A 23,482-nucleotide genomic window follows, 5' to 3' on the forward strand; every position below is an offset into this window, starting at 1 on the left:
CCAGGTCATCGGCTGCCGGTGACCCACGCGTAGCGGTGTTCGGGACGCCCGGTCTCGCCGTAGCGCAGGGTCAGCCGGACGCGTCCCGACCGTTCCAGCAGCTTCAGGTAGCGCTGGGCGGTCTGCCGGCTCATCCCGGCGCTCTCCGCGATCTCCTGGGCGGAGAGCGGGCCGCCGGCGCCGCGGAGCGCGTCGCGGACGAGTTCGGCCGTCGTGGTCGAGTGGCCCTTGGGCAGATCGGGCTCGCCGGCCGCCCACAGGGCGCCGAAGAGCCGGTCCACCTCGCTCTGCTCCGCCTCGCCGCCGTTCTCCAGGGTGCTTCGCAACGCGGCGTACGCCTCCAGCTTGGTCCGCAGTCCCGCGTAGGTGAACGGCTTCACCAGGTACTGCAGGGCACCTTGGCGCATGGCCTCCTGGACGGTGGCGACATCGCGCGCCGCCGTCACCATGATCACGTCGGTGCGGTGGCCGAGGCTGCGCAGTTCCCGCACCACGGCCAGCCCACTGCGGTCGGGCATGTAGTGGTCCAGCAGGATCAGGTCCACCGGCTTCGCCTCGACCGCGGCGAGCGCGTCGGCGGCGCAGTGCGCCTGGGCGGTCACCCGGAAGCCGGGGACCTTCGAGACGTAGGCCGCATTGATCCGCGCGACTCGGACGTCGTCGTCGACGACCAGGACCTCGATCACTGCGCCGCTCCCGCCTTGTCGGATTCCGCTTCGGTCATGGCCTCGGGGAGTACGACGGCGAACAGGGCGCCGCCCTCGTCGGCCGCCTCCAGCGCCACGCTGCCGCCCTGCCGCTCGGCCAGCCGCCGCACCAGCGCGAGCCCGAGGCCGCGCTTGCCGTGCGCCGGTAGGTCCTTGGTCGACCAGCCCTCCGTGAAGATCGACTCACGCTGTGCGGGCGGGACCCCGGCACCGCTGTCGCGGACCCGCAGCACCACCGTACGGCCCTCGGCGCGCAGACCCACCTCGATCAGGGAACCGGCCGATCCGGCGGCCGCGTCCAGGGCGTTGTCGACCAGGTTGCCCACGATCGTCACCAGCCCGCGTGGATCGACGAGCCGGTCCGGAAGCAGACTTCCGGGAGCCATGCGCAGGGCCACACCACGCTCCGCGGCGACCGTTGCCTTGCCGACCAGCAGCGCGGCGAGCAGCGGGTCATGGACCTTTTCGGTGATCTGTTCCGCGGTGGCCCGGTGGACCCCGACGACCTCGGTGACGAACTCCCGCGCATCCTCGTGGAGCTCCAGCTCCAGCAGGCCGAGGAGTGTGTGCAGACGGTTGGCGTGCTCATGGTCCTGGGCGCGCAACGCGTCGATCAGGCCGCGGGTGGAGTCGAGTTCGCGGCCGAGGTGTTCGAGCTCCGTGCGGTCGCGGAGGGTGACGACCGCTCCTCCGTCGGCCGTCGGCATGCGGTTGGCGAGCAGCACCCGGCTGCCGCGGACGGTCAGCAGGTCCTCGCCCGCCACGTCGCCGGCCAGCACACCGGCGGTCCGCCCGGTGCCGAACACCTCGGCCAGCGCGCGGCCAGACACCTCGGGCCCGACCCCGAGCAGTCGTTGCGCCTCATCGTTCAGAAGGCGTATGCGGCCGCTGCGGTCGAGCGCCACAACCCCTTCCCGGATGCTGTGCAGCATCGCCTCGCGCTCCGTCAGCAGCGCGGCGATGTCGGAGAAGGCGAGATCGTGGGTCTGCCGCTGCAGGCGCCGGGAGATCAGGTAGGCGGCGAGCGCACCCACGGCCAGAGCGCCGCCCGCGTACGCGAACAGGCCGGGAATCGCCGCGAGGAGCCGGGCGCGGACGTTGTCGTAAGCGATGCCGACGGAGACCGCACCGGCTATGTGCCCGGAGTCGTCTCGCAACGGCACCTTGCCCCGGGCCGAGCGACCGAGCGTGCCGCTGTCGATCTCCATCACGTCCCGCCCCGCGAGTGCCTTTCCGGGATCGGTCGACACGACCCGCCCGATCCGGGCCTGATCGGGGTGCGACCAGCGCACCCCATGGCGGTCCATGACGACGACGTACTCGGCGCCCGTGGCACGTCTGATCCGCTCGGCGGCGGTCTGAACGGGGCCCCGGGGCGCCGGATCCGTGGTGAGCAGCGCCTCGGCGATCTGCGGCTGGGCGGCTGTGCTCTGCGCGATGGACAGGGCCCGGCGCATGGCCTGGTCGTCGAGTTGTGCGCTGAGGGGTGCCAGAAAGAGGCCGGTGGCGAGTACGGTGACGCCGGTGGCGATGGCCAGCTGCATCAGCAGTACCTGCGAGAAGACCCGCTGGGGCCAGCCGAGCCGGCGCGGCCTTCCGGCCGTGGGCGGTGGGGCGCTCATCGTGCAAACGGTAAAGGGCATTCCGGCGCTTTCCGAAATTCGTCTCGTTTCCAGCTCCACGCAATCGGCTTGCGTTTTTTGCGCTAATCTTGCGCGCATGACGCGACGACTTGCTCAGGTGGCACAGAAGGTTGGAGTCAGCGAGGCCACGGTCAGCCGGGTGCTCAACGGTAAGCCGGGCGTCTCCGACGCCACGCGGCAGGCCGTTCTGTCCGCGCTGGACGTCCTCGGCTACGAGCGCCCGACGCAGCTGCGCGGTGAACGGGCCCGTCTGGTGGGGCTGGTCCTGCCCGAGTTGCAGAACCCGATCTTCCCGGCCTTCGCCGAGGTGGTCGGCGGTGCGCTCGCCCAGCAGGGCCTGACCCCGGTGCTGTGCACCCAGACCAAGGGCGGAGTCTCCGAGGCGGACTACGTCGAGCTGCTTCTCCAGCAGCAGGTCTCGGGCGTGGTCTTCGCCGGTGGTCTCTACGCGCAGGCCGACGCCCCGCACGACCACTACAAGGTGCTGGCCGACCGGAAGATCCCCGTCGTCCTGATCAACGCCGCCATCGCCCACCTCGGCTTCCCCTGTGTCTCCTGCGACGACTCCGTGGCCGTCGAGCAGGCCTGGCGCCATCTGGTCTCGCTGGGCCACGAGCGCATCGGCCTGGTTCTCGGCCCCTCGGACCACATGCCTTCGCAGCGCAAGCTGGCGGCTGCCCGCGCGCTCGCCGAGGCGTCCGGCGCGACCATCCCGGACGAGTGGGTGACCAGGGCGATGTTCTCTCTGGAGGGCGGCCAGGCGGCGGCCGCGCGACTGCTGGAGCAGGGTGTCACCGGGTTCATCTGCGCCAGCGACCCGCTCGCCCTGGGGGCGGTGCGGGCGGCCCGCCGCCGGGGACTCTCGGTGCCCGAGGACGTCTCGGTCGTGGGCTACGACGACTCGGCGTTCATGAACTGCACCGAGCCGCCGCTCACCACCGTGCGTCAGCCGATCGAGGCCATGGGGCGGGCCGCTGTCGAACTGCTCTCCGTGCAGATCGGTGGCCGTGCCGTGCCCTCCGACGAGCTGCTCTTCGAGCCTGAGCTGGTGGTGCGGGGCTCGACGGCCCAGCCTCCGCGCGGCGCTTCCCGCTGATCGTCGCGAATTTACGTCGCGGACATCGCCTATTGCGACCGCGGCGTGGTGGCGGTCGGCTGCGGCTGGGGTGGCTGAGGTCCGGTGTACTGGCCGCTGGGGCGCATGCGCAGCGGACGCTCCCCGTACTCCTCCAGGGCGTGCGCGATCCAGCCCGCGGTGCGGGAGATCGCGAACACCGTCTCGCCCGCCTCCACGGCCATGTCCGAGGAGACGGACAGGACGGCCAGCGCCAGATCCACGTTGGCGTGCAGAGGTGTGTGCCGGGCGGCCGTGGCCACGACGTCACGGGCGGCGGCCAGGGCGGGCGCGGCCCGGGGGACCTCGGCGAGCAGTTCGAACAGGGTGCGGGCCCGGGGGTCCTCGCCGGCGTAGAGCCGGTGGCCGAGTCCCGGGACCCTGCGGCCGGTACGCAGATGGTCCGCGACCACCGGAGCCGCCCCGCCCCGCTCCAGAACCTCGGTGAGCATGCGGTGCGCCAGTCCGCTCGCGGCGCCGTGCAGAGGACCCTCCAGCACCCCGAGCCCTGCCGAGACCACGGCGTACGGATGGGCGCGGGCGGAGGCGGCGACCCTCGCCGCCAATGTGGAAGCGGCGAGATCGTGGTCGATCAGCAATCCCAGAGCGGTGTCCAGTACGGCCAGTGACGCGGCATCGGCCGAGCGACCGGTGAGTTTCGGCCAGAGTTGACGCGCGAGACCGGGAGGCGTCGGCCCTCCCGCCTCTTCCTCGGCGACCGTCGGCAGTGCGGCCGCCAGAGTCGGGATCAGGCTCCGGGCACCCCCGAGTACCGCCTCGCGCGACAGGTCGAAGCGGAGCGGATCCGCCGCCGCCGCCGCGACGACCGCCACCCGCAGCCGGTCCGTGGAGCCGCAGTGCGGGGGCAGCGCACCGACGGCGCGGCGGGCCGCGGAGAGCGCCTCGGCCGGCGCCGTGAAGCGGATGCCGGGCCGCAGCTCCCCGGTCCAGAGCCACTCCGCGACCTCCTCGTACGCATGGCGCCTGGCCAGCTCCGCGGCGTCCACGCCCCGGAAGTAGTACCGGTCGCTCCCGATGAGCGTGATGCCGGTGGGGAAGGACAGCGTGCCGGCCGCTGCGGTGGGCTCCCTGCGGCCCGTACGCCGTGCCAGGGCGTCGACCTCCGCCGCGTCGAACGTGCTTCCGCGCCCGCCCGGGGCGCGGCTGCTGCTGAGCTGCCCCCGGCTCACGTACGCGTACACCGTCTCGGGCTTCACGCCCAGGCGTTCCGCCGTCTCCCGCGTGCTGAGCCGCGGTGCCGGGGGCTCGGTGAAGCCGCTCGCGCCTGCTTGATCCGTCATGCTGTCCACCGTATCCATATTGATTCAATCAATGTTGACAGAACCAAAGTCAAGCATGGACAGTCGAATCAATGTCAGTAGTCATCGGAAGTCCAGCACCGGAATGTCTGTCTCCGGGATGCGCCCCGAATGCCATGGAGGAAGCAATGACGACCACCACCGCCACAGCACCGCTCGACGCCCCCCGGGGCCTCGCGGGCGTCGTGGTCACCGATACCGCGCTCGGGGACGTCCGGGGCCGCGAGGGCTTCTACCACTACCGGCAGTACTCGGCGATCGAGCTTGCGCAGACCCGCAGTTTCGAGGACGTCTGGTACCTGATGACCGAGGGCGAGCTGCCCGGACCGGCCGCCCGCGCCGACTTCGCCGCCCGCACCGCCGGACTGCGCCGTCTGCCCGACGAGGTCGGCCACGCCCTGCCCGCCATAGCCCGCGCGGGTGCAGCGGCCGGCCCCCTGGCGGGGCTGCGAACCGCGCTCTCCCTGCTCGGCGCCTCGGCCGGATTCCGGCCGGTGTACGACATCGGCGCAGGCCGGCGCCGCGACGACGCCCTGGCCGCCTGCGCAGCCGTCCCCACCGTGCTGACCGCCCTGTACCGCCTCGGCCGGGGGCTCGAACCGGTGGAACCGCGCGACGACCTGCCGTACGCGGCCAACTACCTCTACATGCTGACCGGTTCCGTGCCGGACGCCGACCGGGTCAGGGCCGTCGAGCAGTATCTGATCTCCACCGTCGACCACGGTTTCAACGCCTCCACCTTCACCGGCCGCGTCGTGGCCTCCACCGGCGCGGACGTCGCCGCCTGCCTCGTGGCCGCCGTCGGCGCGCTCTCCGGTCCGCTGCACGGCGGTGCGCCCAGCCGCGCCCTGGACACCCTGGACGCCATCGGCACCCCCGACCGCATCGACGGCTGGATCCGCGAGCGCGTACTCGCCGGCGACCGGATCATGGGCTTCGGACACCCGGTCTACCGCACCGAGGACCCGCGTTCGCGCATGCTGCGGTCCATCGCCCAGGGCTTCGGCGGCCCGCTCGTGGACTTCGCCGTAGAGGTGGAACGGCAGGTCGAGGCGATCCTCGCCGAGCTCAAGCCGGGGCGCGAACTGCACACCAACGTGGAGTTCTACGCCGGGGTGGTCATGGAACTGTGCGGGCTGCCCCGTGAGATGTTCACCCCGACCTTCTGCGCGGCGCGAGTGGTCGGCTGGAGCGCCAATATCCTGGAGCAGGCGGAGGACTCGAAGATCATCCGCCCGGCGGCCCGCTACGTCGGCCCGCCCCCGCCGCAGCCCGTCCCGGCAATGTGACATCGCAGAGAGGCCCCCGTTGAACGCGTCGCCCCCGCCCCCCGGCCGGAAGATCCCCGTCATCGTCCTTGCGGGGTTCCTCGGATCCGGCAAGACGACGCTGCTCAACCACCTCCTGCGCCATCGCGCGGGGAACCGCATCGGGGTGATCGTCAACGACTTCGGGTCCATCGAGATCGACGCCATGACCGTCTCGGGGCAGGTCGGCTCCGCCGTCTCGCTGGGCGGCGGCTGTCTGTGCTGCGCGGTCGACGTGAGCGAGCTGGACACCTACCTGGAGACCCTGACCCGGCCCGCCGCTCGCCTCGATGTGATCGTGATCGAGGCGAGCGGGCTCGCGGAACCTCAGGAACTCGTACGGATGATCCTGGCCAGTGACAACCCGCATGTCCTGTACGGGGGCCTGATCGAGGTGGTCGACGCCGCCGAGTTCGAGGCCACCCGGGAGCGCCACCCGGAGATCTTCCGGCATCTCGCCGTCGCCGACCTCGTCGTGCTGAACAAGACGGACCGGGCGGGGGAGAAGGAGCGGGAGCTCATCCGGGAGGCCGTCGCGGCGACCGGCAGTGTGGCGGCCGTCGTTCCCGCCACGTACGGGCGCATCGACCCGGAACTGCTCTTCGATCCGGCGCTGCGGCCCGACGGCGAGGAGAAGGCGCGGCAGCTCACCTTCGAGGACCTGTACCTGGAGGAGCGGGCGCACGAGGCCGGCGAGGAGCACGGGGAGCACCTGCACACGGCGTACGAGAGCGTCGACTTCACCTCCGACGTGCCGATGGACCCCCGACGGCTCATGGAGTTCCTGGACTCCCGGCCCGAGGGCCTCTACCGGATCAAGGGCTACGCCGACTTCGGTCCGGGCGATACGGACAATGCGTACGTGGTGCACGCCGTCGGCAGGTTCCTGCGATTCGCCCCCAGGTCCTGGACGCGCGGCGAGCCGCGGCTCACCCGGCTCGTGCTGATCGGATCCGGCATCGACGCCCAGGCCCTGCGCAAGGAACTGGAAGGCTGCACGGCGCCGGAGCCGCAGGGGGAAACGCCGCAGGACGCCGCACATGAGCGAGCGATGTGGGGCGTCCTGCGGTACGTGCAGCAGCCCGGCGACGACGCATGAGGTGCTGCGCCGCCGGGCTCGCGGCCTAAACGGGGCCGGCGATCACCGCGACCGGGCTCTCCAGCGGCGTCCCCGAACCGTCGCGCCGCGGATCGGCCGCGGGCAACGAGGCCGGCGTGCCGTTCTTCTGCGCGGCCCGGGCCGGCGTCGCACCCGCCCAGGCGAACACCAGCACGTCCTCGCCCTTCAGGAACCGCTGACAGCGCACCCCACCGGTGGCCCGGCCCTTACGCGGATACTGGTCGAACGGGGTGAGCTTGCACGTCAGCACGGAGTCGTCCAGCGTGCCGTGCGAACCCGCGACCGTGAACACCATGCCGTCCACCGCCGGATCCACCGCGGCGAACGAGAGCACCTCCGCCCCCTCCGCGAGCTTGACGCCCGCCATGCCGCCGGCGGGCCGGCCCTGCGGGCGCACCTGGGCCGCCGGGTAGCGCAGCAGCTGCGCGTCCGAGGTGATGAAGACCAGGTCCTCCTCGCCCGTGCGCAGCTCCGCCGCACCGACGATCCGGTCACCGTCCTTGAGGGTGATGACCTCCAGCTCGTCCTTGTTGGCGGGGTAGTCGGGCACCACGCGCTTCACGACGCCCTGCAGGGTGCCGATCGCCAGCCCCGGTGAGGACTCGTCGAGCGTGGTGAGGCAGACGACCTCCTCGTCCGCCTCCAGCGTGAGGAACTCGCCGACCATCGCCCCGCCCGACAGGTTGGGCGCCGCATGGGTGTCCGGCAGCTGGGGCAGGTCGATCACCGCGAGCCGCAACAGCCGCCCGGTGGACGTCACGACGCCGATGTCGCCACGCGCCGTGGCCGGCACCGCCGACACGATCACGTCGTGCTTGGACCGCTTGGCGTCCTCGGCGAACACGATCGGTTCGTCGTTGGCCGTACGCGCCAGCAGACCGGTCGAGGACAGCAGCGCCCGGCACGGGTCGTCCGCCACCTCCAGCGGCACCGAAGCGACCTGCGAACCGGCCGACTCCAGCAGCACCGTGCGCCGGTCGGTCCCGAACTTCTTCGCGACCAGCGCCAGTTCGGTGGAGACGAGCTTGCGCAGCTCGGCGTCCGATTCGAGGATCGCGGTCAGCTCGGCGATCTCGGCGTCGAGCCGGTCCCGCTCGCTCTCCAGCTCGATCCGGTCGAACCGGGTCAGCCGGCGCAGCGGCGTGTCCAGGATGTACTGCGTCTGGATCTCGCTCAGGGAGAAGTGCTCGATGAGCCGCTCCTTGGCCTGGGCCGAGTTGTCGCTGGAACGGATGAGGCGGATGACCTCGTCGATGTCGATCAGGGCGATCAGGAGGCCCTCGACCAGGTGCAGCCGGTTGCGGCGCTTGGTCCGGCGGAACTCGCTGCGCCGGCGCACCACGTCGAAGCGGTGGTCGAGGTAGACCTCCAGCAACTCCTTGAGGCCCAGCGTGAGCGGCTGTCCGTCGACCAGGGCCACGTTGTTGATGCCGAAGGACTCCTCCATCGGCGTCAGCTTGTAGAGCTGCTCCAGCACGGCCTCGGGGACGAAGCCGTTCTTGACCTCGATGACCAGGCGCAGACCGTGCGAGCGGTCCGTGAGGTCCTTCACGTCGGCGATGCCCTGCAGCTTCTTCGCCGAGACCAGGTCCTTGATCTTGGCGATCACCTTCTCCGGGCCGACGGTGAAGGGCAGTTCGGTGACGACCAGGCCCTTGCGGCGCGGCGTGACGTTCTCCACGGCGACGGTCGCGCGGATCTTGAACGAGCCGCGGCCGGCCGCGTACGCGTCCTTGATGCCGCCGAGCCCCACGATCCGCCCGCCGGTCGGCAGGTCGGGACCGGGCACGAACCGCATCAAGGTCTCGAGGTCCGCGCCCGGATGCTTGATCAGATGCCGGGCGGCGGCGATGACCTCGCCCAGGTTGTGCGGCGGCATGTTGGTCGCCATGCCGACGGCGATACCGGTGGCGCCGTTGACCAGGAGGTTCGGGTAGGCGGCAGGCAGGACGACCGGCTCCTGCTCCTGGCCGTCGTAGTTCGACTGGAAGGCGACGGTGTCCTCGTCGATCGACTCCGTCATCAGCGAGGTCGCGTCGGCCATCCGGCACTCGGTGTACCGCATGGCGGCCGGCGGGTCGTCGTTGCCGAGGGAGCCGAAGTTCCCGTGCCCGTCGACGAGGGGGAGCCGCATGGAGAACGGCTGCGCCATCCGCACCAGCGCGTCGTAGATCGACGCGTCGCCGTGCGGGTGCAGCTTACCCATGACCTCGCCGACCACGCGGGCACACTTGACGAAGCCGCGGTCCGGGCGCAGGCCCATCTCGTTCATCTGGTACACGATGCGGCGGTGCACCGGCTTCATGCCGTCCCGGGCGTCGGGCAGGGCCCGTGAGTAGATCACCGAGTACGCGTACTCGAGGAAGGAGCCCTGCATTTCGTCGACGACGTCGATGTCGAGGATCTTCTCCTCGAAGTCGACCGGCGGCGGGGTCTTCGTGCTGCGGCGGGCCATCGCTGCTGCGACTCCTTCACGGATTCTGTTCGGGCAACCTCAGGTTCTGACGCGCACCATTGTGGACCGCCCCACTGACAACCCGGACCTCGACCCGTCCCAAAGGGCGTTCTCCACCCGTCCCGAGGCGCTCCGGGCCCTCTTTCCCGCTAACTTTCGCGGCACGGGAACTTCGCCAGGTGTCGGTGCGCTTGCTTACAGTGGCAGGTCTCGCAGTAAAACCAGTATCGCGATCGAAGGGACGTACATGCCCATGGGTCACACGGCCACAGCCCAGGCCGGCTCCGGCGGCTTGACAGCGACCGAGCACCGTCTGGCCAACGGCCTGCGCGTGGTGCTCTCCGAGGACCATCTGACCCCGGTCGCCGCGGTGTGCCTCTGGTACGACGTCGGTTCGCGCCACGAGGTCAAGGGCCGCACCGGTCTGGCTCACCTCTTCGAGCACCTGATGTTCCAGGGCTCCGGCCAGGTCAAGGGGAACGGACACTTCGAGCTGGTGCAAGGTGCCGGCGGCTCCCTCAACGGGACCACCAGCTTCGAGCGGACCAACTACTTCGAGACGATGCCGACGCACCAGCTGGAGCTGGCCCTGTGGCTCGAGGCCGACCGGATGGGCTCGCTGCTCGCCGCGCTCGACGAGGAGTCCATGGAGAACCAGCGCGACGTCGTCAAGAACGAACGCCGCCAGCGCTACGACAACGTCCCCTACGGCACCGCGTTCGAGAAGCTGACGGCTCTCGCCTACCCGGAGGGCCACCCGTACCACCACACCCCGATCGGCTCGATGGCCGATCTGGACGCGGCGACGCTCGAGGACGCGCGGACCTTCTTCCGTACGTACTACGCGCCGAACAACGCGGTCCTCTCCGTCGTCGGCGACATCGACCCCGAGCAGACGCTCGCCTGGATCGAGAAGTACTTCGGCACCATCCCCTCGCACGACGGCAAGCAGCCGCCGCGCGACGGCGCGCTGCCCGAGATCATCGGCGGCCAGCTGCGTGAGGAGGTCCGCGAGGAGGTCCCGGCACGTGCGCTGATGGCTGCCTACCGGCTGCCGCACGACGGCACCCGCGAGTGCGACGCCGCAGACCTCGCGCTGACGGTGCTGGGGGGTGGCGAGTCGTCCCGGCTGCACAACCGCCTGGTGCGCCGCGACCGGACGGCCGTCGCCGCCGGATTCGGGCTGCTGCGTCTCGCGGGCGCGCCCTCGCTCGGCTGGCTGGACGTCAAGACGTCCGGTGGTGTCGAGGTGGCGCAGATCGAGACCGCGGTCGACGAGGAGCTGGCCCGGTTCGCCGAGGAAGGCCCCACGCCCGAGGAGATGGAGCGCGCTCAGGCGCAGTTGGAGCGCGAGTGGCTGGACCGCCTCGGCACGGTCGCGGGCCGCGCCGACGAACTGTGCCGGTTCGCCGTGCTGTTCGGTGACCCGCAGCTCGCCCTGACGGCCGTGCACCGGGTGCTCGACGTGACGGCGGAGGAGGTCAAGGCGGCCGCCAGGGCCCAGCTGCGGCCCGACAACCGGGCGGTGCTGGTCTACGAGCCCCTCGAACCGGCCGAATCCGCCGAAGAGGCGGAAACAGACGCCGACACCGACACCGACGCGCACGAAGGAGCGGACAAGTGACCGACGCTGCCGCGACCGGAGTTTCGATGGAGTACCACCCGCAGCCCGCCCCGGGCGTGGCCAGGCCCTGGGCCTTCCCCGCGCCCGAGCGCGGCTCCCTGCCCAACGGCCTCACGGTGCTGCGCTGCCACCGCCCGGGCCAGCAGGTGGTCGCCGTCGAGATCTTCCTCGACGCCCCCCTGGACGCCGAACCCGAGGGTCTGGACGGGGTCGCCACGATCATGTCGCGCGCCCTGTCCGAGGGCACCGACAAGCAGAGCGCCGAGGAGTTCGCCGCCGAGCTCGAGCGCTGCGGGGCCACCCTGGACGCCCACGCCGACCACCCCGGTGTCCGGGTCTCCCTGGAGGTCCCGGCCTCCCGGCTGGCCAAGGCCCTCGGTCTGGTCGCCGAGGCACTGCGGGCGCCGGCCTTCGCCGACAGCGAGATCGAGCGGCTGGTGGGCAATCGGCTGGACGAGATCCCGCACGAGCAGGCCAACCCGGCCAGGCGTGCCGCCAAGCAGCTCTCCAAGGAGCTCTTCCCGGCCACGGCCCGCATGTCGCGCCCGCGCCAGGGCACCGAGGAGACCGTGGCCCGGATCGATGCCGCGGCCGTGCGCGCCTTCTACGACGCACACGTCCGCCCGTCCACCGCGACCGCCGTGGTCGTCGGGGACCTCACGGGCATCGACCTGGACGCGCTGCTCGCCGACACCGTCGGCGACTGGTCGGGCAACACCGCCGAGCCCCGCCCCGTCCCGCCGATCACCGCCGACGACGCGGGCCGCGTGGTGATCGTGGACCGTCCCGGCGCGGTACAGACACAGTTGCTGATCGGCCGGATCGGAGCGGACCGGCACGACAGCGTATGGCCGGCCCAGGTGCTCGGCACGTACTGCCTGGGAGGCACGCTCACCTCACGGCTCGACCGGGTGCTGCGCGAGGAGAAGGGTTACACCTACGGCGTGCGGGCGTTCGCCCAGGTGCTGCGCTCCTCGGCCCCGGCCTCCGCGTCCGGGGCGACGGGCGCCGCGATGCTCGCCATCAGTGGTTCCGTGGACACGGAGTCCACCGGCCCGGCGCTGGAGGACCTGTGGAAGGTCCTGCGGACCCTGGCCGCCGAAGGGCTGACGGACGCCGAGCGCGAGACGGCCGTGCAGAACCTCGTGGGTGTCGCCCCGCTGAAGTTCGAGACCGCTGCCTCCGTCGCCGGGACCCTCGCCGACCAGGTCGAGCAGCACCTCCCGGACGACTACCAGGCACAGCTGTACGCCCGCCTTGCCGAGACCGGCACGGTCGAGGCGACCGCGGCCGTGGTCAGCGCCTTCCCGGGGGACCGACTGGTCACGGTCCTGGTCGGAGACGCGTCGCAGATCGAGGAGCCTGTCCGGGCCCTCGGCATCGGAGAGGTGTCGGTCGTCACCGGCTGACCGGACACGTGCCCTGATAGCAGGGCAAAAGGAAACCTCTGACGGAGCGCGTTCCGTCAGAGGTTTCCTTTTTGTCTGTTTTGTTGGAGAGGTTGCCTGTCTGCCCTGTGGGATGCGCTACAAAACCGCCTGTCCGTTTGGTGCGGGGAAGTGCCCCCGTCTAGCGTCGGCTCGGCTGTCCGTCACTCGTATGCCGCATCCGCGACGTACCGGGCAGTCATCGCCGAGTCCCCGTCAGGCGCGAGCCTGGGGAGCCGGGGACCCACGCAGTCCCTGGGGTGAATCGGATGCCTGAGCCTCGCACGGGGCCTGGGGATCCGTAGGAGACCTTCCTGCTCCGAACCCGTCAGCTAACCCGGTAGGCGAGAAGGAAGGAAAGGACCAGCCACTTCATGGCGTTCACCCGTGCCACCGGGAAGCACCGTGCCCCGAGCCGTCTGACGCGCACCGGCGCGAAGGCCGTCGGCATCGCGACTCTGGCCACCGCCGGCGTCATCGGCGGACTGGCTTCCCCGGCGCTCGCCGCCGACACCGAGACCCCCGCCGTCAGCGAGACCGGCCTCTCCCAGGTCATCGCCATCGAAGGCACCCTCGCGGACCGGATCGACGCGCAGGCGGACGCGCAGCAGCACCAGGCCGACGTCGCCAAGAAGAAGGCCGAGGCCAAGAAGAAGGCGGAAGCCAAGAAGAAGGCCGACGCGAAGAAGAAGGCGGAGGCCAGGGCGAAGGCCGCAGCCAAGGCCAAGGCCGCCGCGAAGGCGAAGGCCGAGGCCCGCGAGAGCACGGCCCGTGCCGCCCGGTCCGCCGAGCGCACCCGGCTCGGCTCCTTCCAGCTCCCCGTGACCGGTTCGTACGTGAGCACCGGCTACAAGTCCAGCGGCTCCATGTGGTCCTCCGGCAGCCATTCCGGCATCGACTTCCACGCCGCATCCGGCAGCTCCGTCGTCGCCGTCGGCGCCGGCACGGTCGTCGAGGCCGGCTGGGGCGGGGCGTACGGCAACAACATCGTGCTGCGCATGACGGACGGCACGTACACCCAGTACGGCCACCTCTCCTCGATCGGCGTGTCCGTCGGGCAGAGCGTGGGCGCCGGCCAGCAGATCGGCCTCTCCGGCTCCACCGGCAACTCGACCGGCCCGCACCTGCACTTCGAGGCCCGCACCACGCCCTCGTACGGCTCGGACATGGACCCGGTCGCCTACCTGCGCGCTCACGGCGTCTCCGTCTGACCTCTCCGAAGACCCCTCGGCGAAGGCCCCGGCACCACGCCGGGGCCTTCGCCGTGTCCGCGGACAGGCACCGGCTCTGCGTGGGCGGCCGTGTCCCCGCCGGGTCCGCAGTCCGCACCGGCTGTGCCTTCCGGTCGGCCGTGGCGTGCCGGGCGGTTCCCCGACGGTCCGCAGCGGCGGTGCCCGAACGTCGGAGACCAAAAGATATTCATGAATTTCCACCCGCCGTCGGAAATGCGACCGCATTGCAATAGAGTCGCAGGACAGGCGTCGATCGGCCGCGTTCCGCGGGGATTAAGGCGGAGGTTCGGACATGCGCATTCCGGCGCATTCGGTATGCACGGCAATCCGTGAAGACATCGTCTCGGGTGTCTTCGAACGCGGCAGCCGACTCACCGAGGAGGTGCTCGCGCGCCGTTACGGGGTCTCCCGCGTCCCGGTGCGGGAAGCGCTGCGCACCCTGGAGTCCGAGGGGTTCGTGGTCACTCGCAGGCACGCCGGAGCCTGCGTCGCCGAGCCCACCGAGCAGGAGGCCGCCGACCTCCTGGAGGTCCGGATGCTGCTGGAGCCGCTAGGGGCGGCCCGCGCCGCCCACCGCCGCACGGACGCCCACCTCAAGGTGCTGCGCGGCCTGGTCAGGCTCGGTCAGGAGCGCGCCCGCCGGGGCGAGGGCGAGGACCTGCGCTCCTTGGGCGGCTGGTTCCACGAGACGCTCGCACAGGCCTCCGGCAGCCCCGGCCTGATCGCGCTGCTCACTCAGCTCCGGCACAAGACCGCCTGGATGTACGCGATCGAGCACCCGGCCCGTCCGGCCGATTCCTGGGCCGAGCACGGAGCCATCGTGGACGCCGTGGCGCGGGGGGACGCGGACAGGGCGAGGGCGCTGACCGCCCAGCACGCCGAGCGGGCCACCGCCGAGTACCGGCTTCGCCGTCCCGGCCGGCCGGGCGCCGTCACGGCCCGCACCGGCGGGGTGAGGACTTCGCAACATGCCGTAAACACCCCGAGTGGGCGGCATTAACAAACGCGCCGTATACAAAGAATGGCCATTCATTCAGGGCTTTCTTTCCGCTGCCCCGATTAAGTCATGTGAGGCCGTTCGGTGCCCCATGTCCTTTGCTGAACGAAAAGAGCCGCGACTCCCGGTCAAGGGTGCCGCGGCTCTTTCGCGGGAATATCCGCGGTCGTGACCCGTGGGGATCAGACGGTCTCCGGAAGCTCGTCGAGCCCCTCGGCGACCAGCTTGGAAAGACGGTCCAGAGCGGCTTCGGCGTTGTCGGCGTCGGACGCGAGGACGATCTCCTCGCCGCCCTGTGCGCCGAGACCGAGCACCGCGAGCATGGAGGCCGCGTTCACCGGGTTGCCGTCGGCCTTGGCGATGGTCACGGGGATGCCGGAAGCCGTGGCGGCACGGACGAAGATGGAAGCGGGGCGGGCGTGCAGGCCCTCGGCCCAACCGACGTTGACGCGGCGCTCAGCCATGGTTCTGCCCTTCACGAATCAATGGTTGTCTAGACCAGTCTCTCATGCAGGGCGCGATGCTCCGGCCGACCCGCGGGCCGCTTTCGCGCCCGCGCCCTGCCGTCGGCCGGCAACCCTCAGACTGCCCCGGCCCCGGCACCCACGCGACCGCTGGCGGAGCCGTACGCTTTGGCCATGCAGCCCTCTCCGGAGCAGAGTCCGCATCACGCCTACCCCGACCACTGGGAGGCGGACGTGGTGCTCCGGGACGGCGGCACCGCACGCATCCGGCCCATCACCACGGACGATGCCGAACGGCTGGTCAGCTTCTACGAGCAGGTCTCCGACGAGTCGAAGTACTACCGCTTCTTCGCTCCGTACCCCCGGCTCTCCGCCAAGGACGTCCACCGCTTCACCCATCACGACTACGTCGACCGGGTGGGCCTGGCCGTCACGGTGGGCGGCGAGTTCATCGCCACCGTCCGCTACGACCGGATCAACGCGCAGGGCAGGCCGGCATCCGCCCCGGCCGACGAGGCCGAGGTCGCCTTCCTCGTCCAGGACGCTCACCAGGGCCGAGGCGTCGCATCGGCCCTGCTCGAACACATCGCGGCCGTCGCGCGCGAGCGCGGCATCCGGCGCTTCGCCGCGGAGGTGCTGCCCGCCAACAACAAGATGATCAAGGTGTTCCGGGACGCCGGATACACCCAGCAGCGCAGCTTCGAGGACGGCTCCGTCCACCTCACCCTGGACCTCGAACCGACCGCGGAGTCGCTGGCCGTCCAGCGCGCCCGGGAACAGCGGGCCGAGGCCCGCTCCGTGCAGCGCCTGCTCGCCCCGGGCTCCGTCGCCGTCATCGGCGCGGGCCGCACCCCCGGCGGCGTCGGCCGTACGGTCCTGCGCAACCTCCTGGGCGCCGGTTTCACCGGCCGCACCTACGCCGTGAACAGGGCGTTCGCCGCCGATCAGGACACGATCGACGGCGTGCCCGCCCACCGTTCCCTCGGCGAGATCGGCGAACCGGTCGACCTCGCCGTCGTCGCCGTTCCCGCCGAGCGGGTTCCCGAGGCCGTCGCGGACTGCGGGGAGCACGGCGTCCAGGGGCTCGTCGTCCTCTCCGCCGGATACGCGGAGTGGGGGGCTGAGGGCCGCGAACGCCAGCGCGAACTGGTGCGCCAGGCCCGCTCGTACGGCATGCGCATCATCGGCCCCAACGCCTTCGGCATCATCAACAACTCCGAGACGGTCCGGCTCAACGCCTCCCTCGCACCCGAGCGGCCCGCCTCCGGACGCATCGGCCTGTTCACCCAGTCCGGCGCGATCGGCATCGCCCTGCTCTCCGGGCTCTACCGGCGCGGCGCGGGGCTCTCCACGTTCATCTCCGCCGGCAACCGCGCCGACATCTCCGGCAACGACTTCCTCCAGTACTGGTACGAGGACCCGGACACCGACGTCGCCCTGCTGTACCTGGAGTCGCTCGGCAACCCCCGCAAGTTCACCCGCCTCGCCCGGCGGACCGGGGCCGTGAAGCCGGTGGTCGTGGTGAAGGGCGCCCGGCACAGCGGCTCCACGCCACCCGGCCACGCGGTCCCCGTCAGCCGGATCCCGGACGCCACCGTCTCCGCGCTGATGCGACAGGCGGGCGTGATCCGCGTCGACACCGTGACGGAGATGGTCGACGCGGGCCTGCTCCTCGCGGACCAGCCGCTCCCGGCCGGCGGACGGGTGGCGATCCTCGGCAACTCGGAGTCGCTCGGCCTGCTCACGTACGACGCCTGCCTCGCGGAGGGACTGCGCCCGCGCCCGCCCGTCGACCTCACCACGGCCGCCACCCCGCAGGACTTCCGGGACGCGCTGGCCGAGGCCCTGGCCGACGACGGCTGCGACGCGGTCGTGGTGACGGCGATCCCGTGGGTGGGCGAGAACGGCGAGGCGGAGTCGGGCGACGGGGAGGTCCTGGCCACGGCGCTGCACGCGGCGGCCGCGACCGGCCCGGCCAAGCCGGTGGCCGTGGTCCATGTGGAGATCGGCGGCCTCGCCGAGGCCCTGGCCGCCGCGACCAGCACGGTGGCGCAGCAACGGCCGGCAACGGCGGCGCCCGCCCTCGGGGCACCGGGGCGACCCGCAGGCGCCGCTCCCGAGCGGCCGGGCGGACCGGACACAGGGACGACCGCCACCGGCCGGCCGGCCCCCACCCCCGACAAGGCCTCCGACGACGCGGTCCCCCCGTCCGACGCCCCCCGCTCCGTGGGACGGATCCCCGCCTACCCCGCTGCCGAACGCGCGGTCCGGGCACTGGCCGAGGCCGTGCGGTACGCCCAGTGGCGACGCCAGGCCGCCGTGCCCGGAAAGGTGCCCGAGTTCCTCGACGACACCATCGACGAATCCGCCGCGGGCGTCCTCATCGACTCCCTGCTCGGCCAGGACCCCGATCCGCGCGGCAGGCCCCTGGAGCCCGACGAGGCCCGCGCGCTGCTCGCCTCCTACGGCGTCACCGTCCGGCCGACCCTTCCGGCCCCAGGCCCGGAAGAGGCCGTCACCGCGGCGGCGCGGCTCGGCTACCCGGTGGCGCTGAAGACGACAGCACCTCATCTGCGCCACCGGGCCGACCTCGGCGGAGTCCGCCTGGACCTCGACGGCGAGGCCGCGCTGCGCCGGGCGTACGGCGAACTGACCGACCTGCTCGGCAAGCCCGCCGAGCTCCGGCCCGTCGTGCAGGCGATGGCCCCGCGCGGCGTCGACACCGTCGTGCGCGCCACCATCGACCCGGCGGCCGGTGCCGTCCTCTCCTTCGGTCTGGCGGGTGCGCCCTCCGAGCTCCTCGGCGACACCGCGCACCGTCTGGTCCCCGCCACCGACCGCGACGCCGCGGAACTGATCCGGTCCATCCGGGCGGCCCCGGTCCTCTTCGGCTGGCGCGGATCGGCGCCCGTGGACACGGCCGCGCTGGAGGAGTTGCTGCTGCGGGTCTCACGGCTGGTCGACGACCACCCGGAGGTGGTCTCCATCGCCCTGGAACCGGTCGTGGTCGCCACCCACGGGCTGACCGTCCTCGGTGCGAGCGTCCGGCTCTCGCCGCCGCCGGCCCGGACCGACCTCGGCCCCCGCCGCCTGTCCAACTACTGACCCGGCCGGTCTCCCTCCCCCGTCCGGTGAGGGCGGCGGGACGTCCCCGGCAGCCACCGGCCCCCCGTAGGATGGTGCGTATGGCTAAGACCGGTACGACGACCCAGGGGCTGCGCGCGGCGATCGAGCGCAGCGGCTACTACCCGGCCCTCGTGGCCGAGGCGGTGGAGGCCGCCGTGGGCGGTGAGCCGGTCGCTTCGTACCTGGTGCACCAGGAGACGACCTTCGACTCCAACGAGGTGCGCAGGCACGTCACGGTCCTGGTGCTCACGGACACCCGCTTCATCGTCAGCCACACCGACGAGCAGAACGCGGACACCAGCTCCCCGACGCCGTACGCGACCACCTCCACCGAGTCGGTCAAGCTCGACCGGATCTCCTCGGTCGTGGTCAGCCGGGTCGTGGCCAACCCGGAGAAGTACGTCCCGGGCACACTGCCCCGCGAGGTCGTCCTGACCATCGGCTGGGGTGCCGTCTCCCGGATCGACCTGGAACCGGCCGCCTGTGGCGACCCCAACTGCGAGGCCGACCACGGCTACACCGGCAGCTCCACCGCCGACGACCTGAGCCTGCGGGTCAGCGAGGCCGGCGACGGCCCCGACACCGTGCGCCAGACGCTCGCGTTCGCCCAGGCGCTCTCCGAGGCCACGGCCGTGACCTCGGCGGCCGGCCGCTGATGCCTCACCCGGCCTGGCAGGACGACCCCGTCCTGCTGCCCGTCGACACCGCCCCCGTCCCGGAGTACGGCAGCGGTTCTCTCGCGGACCTGCTCCCCACGCTCGTCGCGGGACAGGGCGTCCCCGGTTTCACGGCGGCGATCCCCGAGCTCGCGCCCGCCGACCGTAACTGCGTCTTCCTGATCGACGGTCTCGGCTGGGAGCAGATCAAGGCACACCCCGACGAGGCGCCCTTCCTGCACTCCCTCCTGCCCACGTCACGCGGCGGCACCGGCCGCCCGGTCACCGCCGGTTTCCCGGCCACCACCGCCACCTCGCTGGCCTCCGTCGGCACCGGCCTCCCGCCGGGCGAGCACGGCCTGCCCGGCTACACGGCCCGCAACCCGGAGACAGGCGAGCTGATGAACCAGCTCCGCTGGAAGCCGTGGACACCTCCGAAGGTCTGGCAGCCGTACCCCACCGTCTTCCAGCTGGCCGACGCCGCCGGAGTGCGTACCGCCCAGGTCTCCGCCCCCACCTTCGAGCAGACCCCGCTGACCAAGGTCGCGCTCAGCGGCGGATCCTTCCTCGGCCGGCTCACCGGTGAGGAACGGATGGACGTCGCCGCCGAACGGCTGGCCGCCGGTGACCGGTCCCTCGTCTACACGTACTACAGCGAGGTCGACGGCAAGGGACACCGCTTCGGCGTCGACTCCGACGCCTGGCGCGGTCAGCTCATGTACGTCGACGGGCTGGCCAGGCGCCTCGCAGAGCAGCTTCCGCCGCGCTCGGCGCTGTACATCACCGCCGACCACGGCATGATCGACATCCCGTTCGACGAGCAGTCCAGGATCGACTTCGACGAGGACTGGGAGCTGCGCGCGGGCGTCGCACTGCTCGGCGGTGAGGGGCGCGCCCGGCACGTCTACGCCGTCCCCGGCGCCGAGGCCGATGTGCTGACGGTCTGGCGCGAGGTGCTCGGCGAGCAGTTCTGGGTGGCGAGCCGTGACGAGGCCGTAGCGGCGGGCTGGTTCGGCCCGCGGATCGACGAGCGCGTCCTCGGCAGGATCGGGGACGTGGTCGCCGCGGCCCACGACGACGTGGTGATCACCGCATCGGTCAACGAGCCGCACGAATCCGCGATGGTCGGCATGCACGGTTCGATGACGCCCGTCGAGCAGCTCGTCCCGCTCCTCGAAGTACGTACCTAGATCCGTCCTCTGCCCAGCCCACCCCCTCGCCCGACCCGAAAGGTGCTCACCCCGCCATGCCCGAGCTTGTGTTCTTCTCCGGAACGATGGACTGCGGAAAGAGCACGCTGGCCCTCCAGATCGGACACAACCGTTCGGCACGCGGGCTCCAAGGCGTGATCTTCACCCGCGACGACCGGGCGGGGGAGGGGAAGCTGTCCTCGCGGCTGGGCCTGGTGACGGAGGCGGTGGAGGCGGCGCCGGGCATGGATCTCTACGCGTACCTGGTGGGGCAGATGTCGCACGGGGGCCGGGTGGACTACGTGATCGTGGACGAGGCGCAGTTCCTCGATCCCGAGCAGGTGGGCCAGCTGGCTTATGTCGTGGACGAGCTGGGCCTGGACGTCTTCGCCTTCGGCATCACGACCGACTTCCGTACGAAACTCTTCCCCGGCTCCCAGCGGCTGATCGAACTGGCCGATCGTATAGAGACGTTGCAGGTCGAGGCGATGTGCTGGTGCGGCGCCCGCGCCACGCACAACGCCCGGACGGTGCGCGGGGAGATGGTGGTCGAGGGCGCTCAGGTCGTGGTCGGCGACGTCGACCGGTCGCCGGGAGAGGTCGGCTACGAGGTGCTCTGCCGCCGCCACCACCACCGCCGCCTGACCGCTGCGACAGCCCGTGCGGCGGCGCTGTCCCCGGACACCCTGCCGGTGGCCTCCACCTGACAGCACGTGCCCCCGGTGGTGAAACGCCGCTGGGTACTGACCTCAGGAAGCCGGGGCTCCGGGTGCGGCGACCGAGCCCGTGTAGCCGCTCTGTGTCGTGAGGTAGAGGACACCGCCCAGGCAGAGTGGCTCGGCGAGCGGCCCGAGATCCAGGCGAAGGCCCGCGGGAGTGGGCAGGCGTACGGCCCCGGAGGTGGAGCCGTCGGTGATGTCGAGCGTCCGTAGCTCGTGGCGTCCCACGGCGAAGACGCGGTCGTCGGCGAGCGCGATGCCACCGGTCGCGGCCGGTGCGGTGCGGTCCCAGAGGGGCTTGCCCGTACGCCAGTCGAAACCCTTCAGCCGTCCGCTCGTATCCCGCAGGACGAGGACGCCGCGGTCACCCGCCACCGGCGCGGCGGCGGGTGCGACCGAGGGGGCCAGAGTCCGCCGTGTCGCCAGCGTGGCCGGGGTGAGGAGGGTGACGCCCCGGTGCCGGGTCGACCAGCACAGCAGCGTGTCGTCGTGCGCGAGCAGACCGGAGCAGTCGACGTCGTCGCGGATCCGGGGCACGGGCACGGCTTCGTTGGTGTCCAGAGAGCCCACCGACCCGTCGGTCAGCGTCAGATAGACGTGGTCGTCGTGGACGACCAAGGGGCCGTTCGCGTCCGGAAGGTGGCCCGACCACTCCTGGGCACCGTCCCGCGTGCGCAGGGCCTTCACCTCGACGAGTTCGGCATCGGAGTCCGCCTGGTCGTCGACGTTCGCCACGTACAGCCTGCCGGCCGCGTAGGAGAGGGCGCGCAGGCCAGTGAAACTCATTCTCTGGTACCGCCACTTGACGAGCCCGGTCGCCGCGTCCACGGCGCTGACGCCGGCCTGTGCGGGCACGAAGAAGAGGGTGCCGTCCGTGACGGGGGCGATGGCGGGATCGCCCGGCGGTGTCTCCGGGAAGTTGTCGTCGCTCGTCCTGCTCTCGGCGAAACCCTCGGTACGCCACTTCTCCTCGCCGGTGGCCAGATCGAGGGCGCGGGATGCGCCGTGACCGTCACCGCAGACGAGCAGCCCGGCACCGGCAGCGCAACCGCCGGTGTTTCCCGTGCCCTTGACGCTCTGGGCCCAGGGGCGCCAGCCGGCAGGGCGCTGTTTCGCGTCGAGTGCGGTGGCGCTGAACTCGCCGCTGTGCCCGGCGTCGGCGTCCGGAAGGGCGAGCGGACCGGTCCGCTCCTGTTTCGGCTTGCCTTCCGCCGCGGGGGCCGGGGTGGGCGTGGTGTCGTCGTGCAGCACCACGGCCAGCGTGACGGCGAGCGCGGTGACCAGGGCCGCGGCCCCCGCGACCAACGGCCAACGACGCGGCGCGGTGGGCGGTGCCGAAGGCGGCGGTACGGGACGCCCGGAGAGCGCCGTCGGTGAGGGCGGCGCCACGAGGGGCGGCGCAGGTGCCGCGGCAGACGTTGCCGCTTGCTCCAACGGGACGGTGCCCGCCGCCTGTTCGCACCGTTCCACGGATTCGCGGTGGGCGGCGACGAGGGAGAGGTAGGACGCGGGCCACAGCGGCTCGCCGAGGGCGGCGGCGGACAGTTCCGCCGCCAGTTCCGCAGCCGTGGGGCGCGCCGCCGGATCGGGTCGGAGACACTGGCTGACCATGTCGCGCAGCGGCGATGGCAGCTTGGACAGGTCCGCCGCGCCCGAAGCGATGCGGTACAGCACCGACGCCGGTTCCTCGTCGTCGAAGGGGCCGCGGCCCGTCGCGGCGAAGCACAGGACCGCGCCCAGGCAGAACACGTCCGATGCGGGTACCTGTCCGTTGCCGCTGATCAGGACCTCGGGCGACATGTAACCCGGCGTTCCGATCAGCAGGCCCGTCGCGGTGAGGGCCGTCGCGTCAAAAGCCTGTGCGATGCCGAAGTCGATCAGGCGCGGCCCGTCGGCACCGAGCAGCACATTGCCGGGTTTGAGGTCGCGGTGCAGGATACGAGCGGTGTGCACCGCGTCGAGCGCCCGGGCGAGCCCCGCGCCCAGGATTCGTACGGCGGGGACCGGCAGTGGGCCGCACCGGGCCACCGCTTCGCCGAGCGCGGGCCCGGCGACGTACTCCGTCGCCAACCAGGGGACCGGGGCGTCGGCGTCGCCGTCGAGGAGCGCGGCGGTGAAGGGCCCCGTGACCGCACGCGCCGCCTGGATCTCGCGGCGGAAGCGCGTCCGGAAGTCGGCGTCGGGGTCGCTCCCGTCGGTCGGGGTCTTCACGGTCTTCACGGCGACGAGTGGCCCGGCCACCACTCCGCCCGAGACTTCCCGGCGGGCCAGGAACACCTCGCCCATCCCGCCCGCGCCGATCCGGCCGATGAGCCGGTACGGGCCGACGCGTCGGACCGGCCCCTGCCAGGGGGTCAGCACGGCCGGTCCTCGTCCGCAGCG

General features: G+C 71.8%; 17 protein-coding genes and 1 riboswitch. Of the genes, 11 read left to right on the forward strand and 6 right to left on the reverse strand.

Annotated features, from left to right (window positions below; genetic code table 11):
- Positions 1-5: 5 nt before the first annotated feature.
- On the reverse strand, positions 6-686 hold the full coding sequence (locus tag ABZ434_RS22015) for a response regulator (RefSeq protein WP_359139347.1): 681 nt from the start codon (positions 684-686) through the stop codon (positions 6-8).
- Positions 683-2,329 carry a sensor histidine kinase gene (locus ABZ434_RS22020; protein ID WP_359139350.1) on the reverse strand — a complete coding sequence of 549 codons (1,647 nt, stop codon included), beginning with the start codon at positions 2,327-2,329 and terminating at the stop codon, positions 683-685. The genes ABZ434_RS22015 and ABZ434_RS22020 overlap by 4 nt, the downstream gene beginning before the upstream one ends.
- Before the next feature lie 97 nt (positions 2,330-2,426).
- Here ABZ434_RS22020 and ABZ434_RS22025 point away from each other — a divergent pair, with 97 nt between their 5' ends.
- Positions 2,427-3,446, forward strand: a complete 1,020-nt coding sequence (locus ABZ434_RS22025) for a LacI family DNA-binding transcriptional regulator (protein WP_359139353.1) — start codon at positions 2,427-2,429, stop codon at positions 3,444-3,446.
- A 29-nt stretch (positions 3,447-3,475) separates the two neighbouring features.
- Here the strand turns inward: ABZ434_RS22025 and ABZ434_RS22030 are convergent, their stop codons facing one another.
- Positions 3,476-4,765 (reverse strand): citrate/2-methylcitrate synthase, encoded by a 1,290-nt coding sequence (locus ABZ434_RS22030; protein WP_359139356.1) that lies wholly within the window; start codon positions 4,763-4,765, stop codon positions 3,476-3,478.
- A 146-nt stretch (positions 4,766-4,911) separates the two neighbouring features.
- Here ABZ434_RS22030 and ABZ434_RS22035 point away from each other — a divergent pair, with 146 nt between their 5' ends.
- Both ABZ434_RS22035 and ABZ434_RS22040 read left to right on the forward strand, forming a co-directional pair.
- Positions 4,912-6,072: a citrate/2-methylcitrate synthase gene (locus ABZ434_RS22035; protein WP_359139358.1), complete on the forward strand. Its 1,161-nt coding sequence runs from the start codon at positions 4,912-4,914 to the stop codon at positions 6,070-6,072.
- A gap of 19 nt (positions 6,073-6,091) precedes the next feature.
- Positions 6,092-7,189: a GTP-binding protein gene (locus ABZ434_RS22040; RefSeq protein ID WP_359139361.1), complete on the forward strand. Its 1,098-nt coding sequence runs from the start codon at positions 6,092-6,094 to the stop codon at positions 7,187-7,189.
- Positions 7,190-7,214: 25 nt separating this feature from the next.
- On the opposite strand, the gene ABZ434_RS22045 is transcribed toward ABZ434_RS22040, so the two are convergent.
- Complete coding sequence (locus ABZ434_RS22045; RefSeq protein WP_359139364.1) at positions 7,215-9,665, reverse strand: DNA topoisomerase IV subunit A; 2,451 nt, start codon at positions 9,663-9,665, stop codon at positions 7,215-7,217.
- A 247-nt stretch (positions 9,666-9,912) separates the two neighbouring features.
- Between ABZ434_RS22045 and ABZ434_RS22050 the strand changes: the two genes are divergently transcribed.
- From ABZ434_RS22050 to ABZ434_RS22065, 4 genes are all read left to right on the forward strand, one after another.
- Positions 9,913-11,289, forward strand: coding sequence for a pitrilysin family protein (locus ABZ434_RS22050; RefSeq protein WP_359139367.1), 1,377 nt, complete (start codon positions 9,913-9,915; stop codon positions 11,287-11,289).
- 26 nt (positions 11,290-11,315) lie between these two features.
- Complete coding sequence (locus tag ABZ434_RS22055; protein WP_359139477.1) at positions 11,316-12,698, forward strand: pitrilysin family protein; 1,383 nt, start codon at positions 11,316-11,318, stop codon at positions 12,696-12,698.
- A 211-nt stretch (positions 12,699-12,909) separates the two neighbouring features.
- Positions 12,910-13,078: riboswitch (cyclic di-AMP (ydaO/yuaA leader) on the forward strand.
- A 12-nt stretch (positions 13,079-13,090) separates the two neighbouring features.
- Positions 13,091-13,927 carry a M23 family metallopeptidase gene (locus ABZ434_RS22060; protein ID WP_359139370.1) on the forward strand — a complete coding sequence of 279 codons (837 nt, stop codon included), beginning with the start codon at positions 13,091-13,093 and terminating at the stop codon, positions 13,925-13,927.
- Positions 13,928-14,240: 313 nt separating this feature from the next.
- Complete coding sequence (locus ABZ434_RS22065; protein ID WP_359139373.1) at positions 14,241-14,948, forward strand: GntR family transcriptional regulator; 708 nt, start codon at positions 14,241-14,243, stop codon at positions 14,946-14,948.
- 179 nt (positions 14,949-15,127) lie between these two features.
- On the opposite strand, the gene ABZ434_RS22070 is transcribed toward ABZ434_RS22065, so the two are convergent.
- Positions 15,128-15,409, reverse strand: coding sequence for an HPr family phosphocarrier protein (locus ABZ434_RS22070; RefSeq protein ID WP_266410823.1), 282 nt, complete (start codon positions 15,407-15,409; stop codon positions 15,128-15,130).
- Positions 15,410-15,583: 174 nt separating this feature from the next.
- On the opposite strand from ABZ434_RS22070, the gene ABZ434_RS22075 reads away from it, so the two are divergent.
- The 4 genes from ABZ434_RS22075 (at position 15,584) to ABZ434_RS22090 (ending at position 21,088) form a co-directional block, all read left to right on the forward strand.
- Complete coding sequence (locus ABZ434_RS22075; RefSeq protein WP_359139377.1) at positions 15,584-18,514, forward strand: GNAT family N-acetyltransferase; 2,931 nt, start codon at positions 15,584-15,586, stop codon at positions 18,512-18,514.
- Positions 18,515-18,594: 80 nt separating this feature from the next.
- A complete protein-coding gene (locus ABZ434_RS22080; RefSeq protein WP_359139380.1) occupies positions 18,595-19,191 on the forward strand; it encodes a DUF5998 family protein in 597 nt (198 codons plus the stop codon).
- The gene (locus tag ABZ434_RS22085; RefSeq protein WP_359139383.1) at positions 19,191-20,381 is read left to right on the forward strand and encodes a nucleotide pyrophosphatase/phosphodiesterase family protein; all 1,191 of its coding nucleotides are present in this window, start codon (positions 19,191-19,193) and stop codon (positions 20,379-20,381) included. Before ABZ434_RS22080 ends, ABZ434_RS22085 begins: the two co-directional genes overlap by 1 nt.
- 56 nt (positions 20,382-20,437) lie before the next feature.
- Entirely contained in the window at positions 20,438-21,088 is a 651-nt protein-coding gene (locus tag ABZ434_RS22090) for a thymidine kinase (RefSeq protein WP_359139386.1), read from the forward strand.
- A 42-nt stretch (positions 21,089-21,130) separates the two neighbouring features.
- Here the strand turns inward: ABZ434_RS22090 and ABZ434_RS22095 are convergent, their stop codons facing one another.
- Positions 21,131-23,461 carry a PQQ-binding-like beta-propeller repeat protein gene (locus ABZ434_RS22095; protein WP_359139389.1) on the reverse strand — a complete coding sequence of 777 codons (2,331 nt, stop codon included), beginning with the start codon at positions 23,459-23,461 and terminating at the stop codon, positions 21,131-21,133.
- Positions 23,462-23,482 lie beyond the last annotated feature (21 nt).

Source organism: Streptomyces sp. NPDC005761, from assembly GCF_040630635.1.
Classification (GTDB): Bacteria; Actinomycetota; Actinomycetes; order Streptomycetales; family Streptomycetaceae; genus Streptomyces.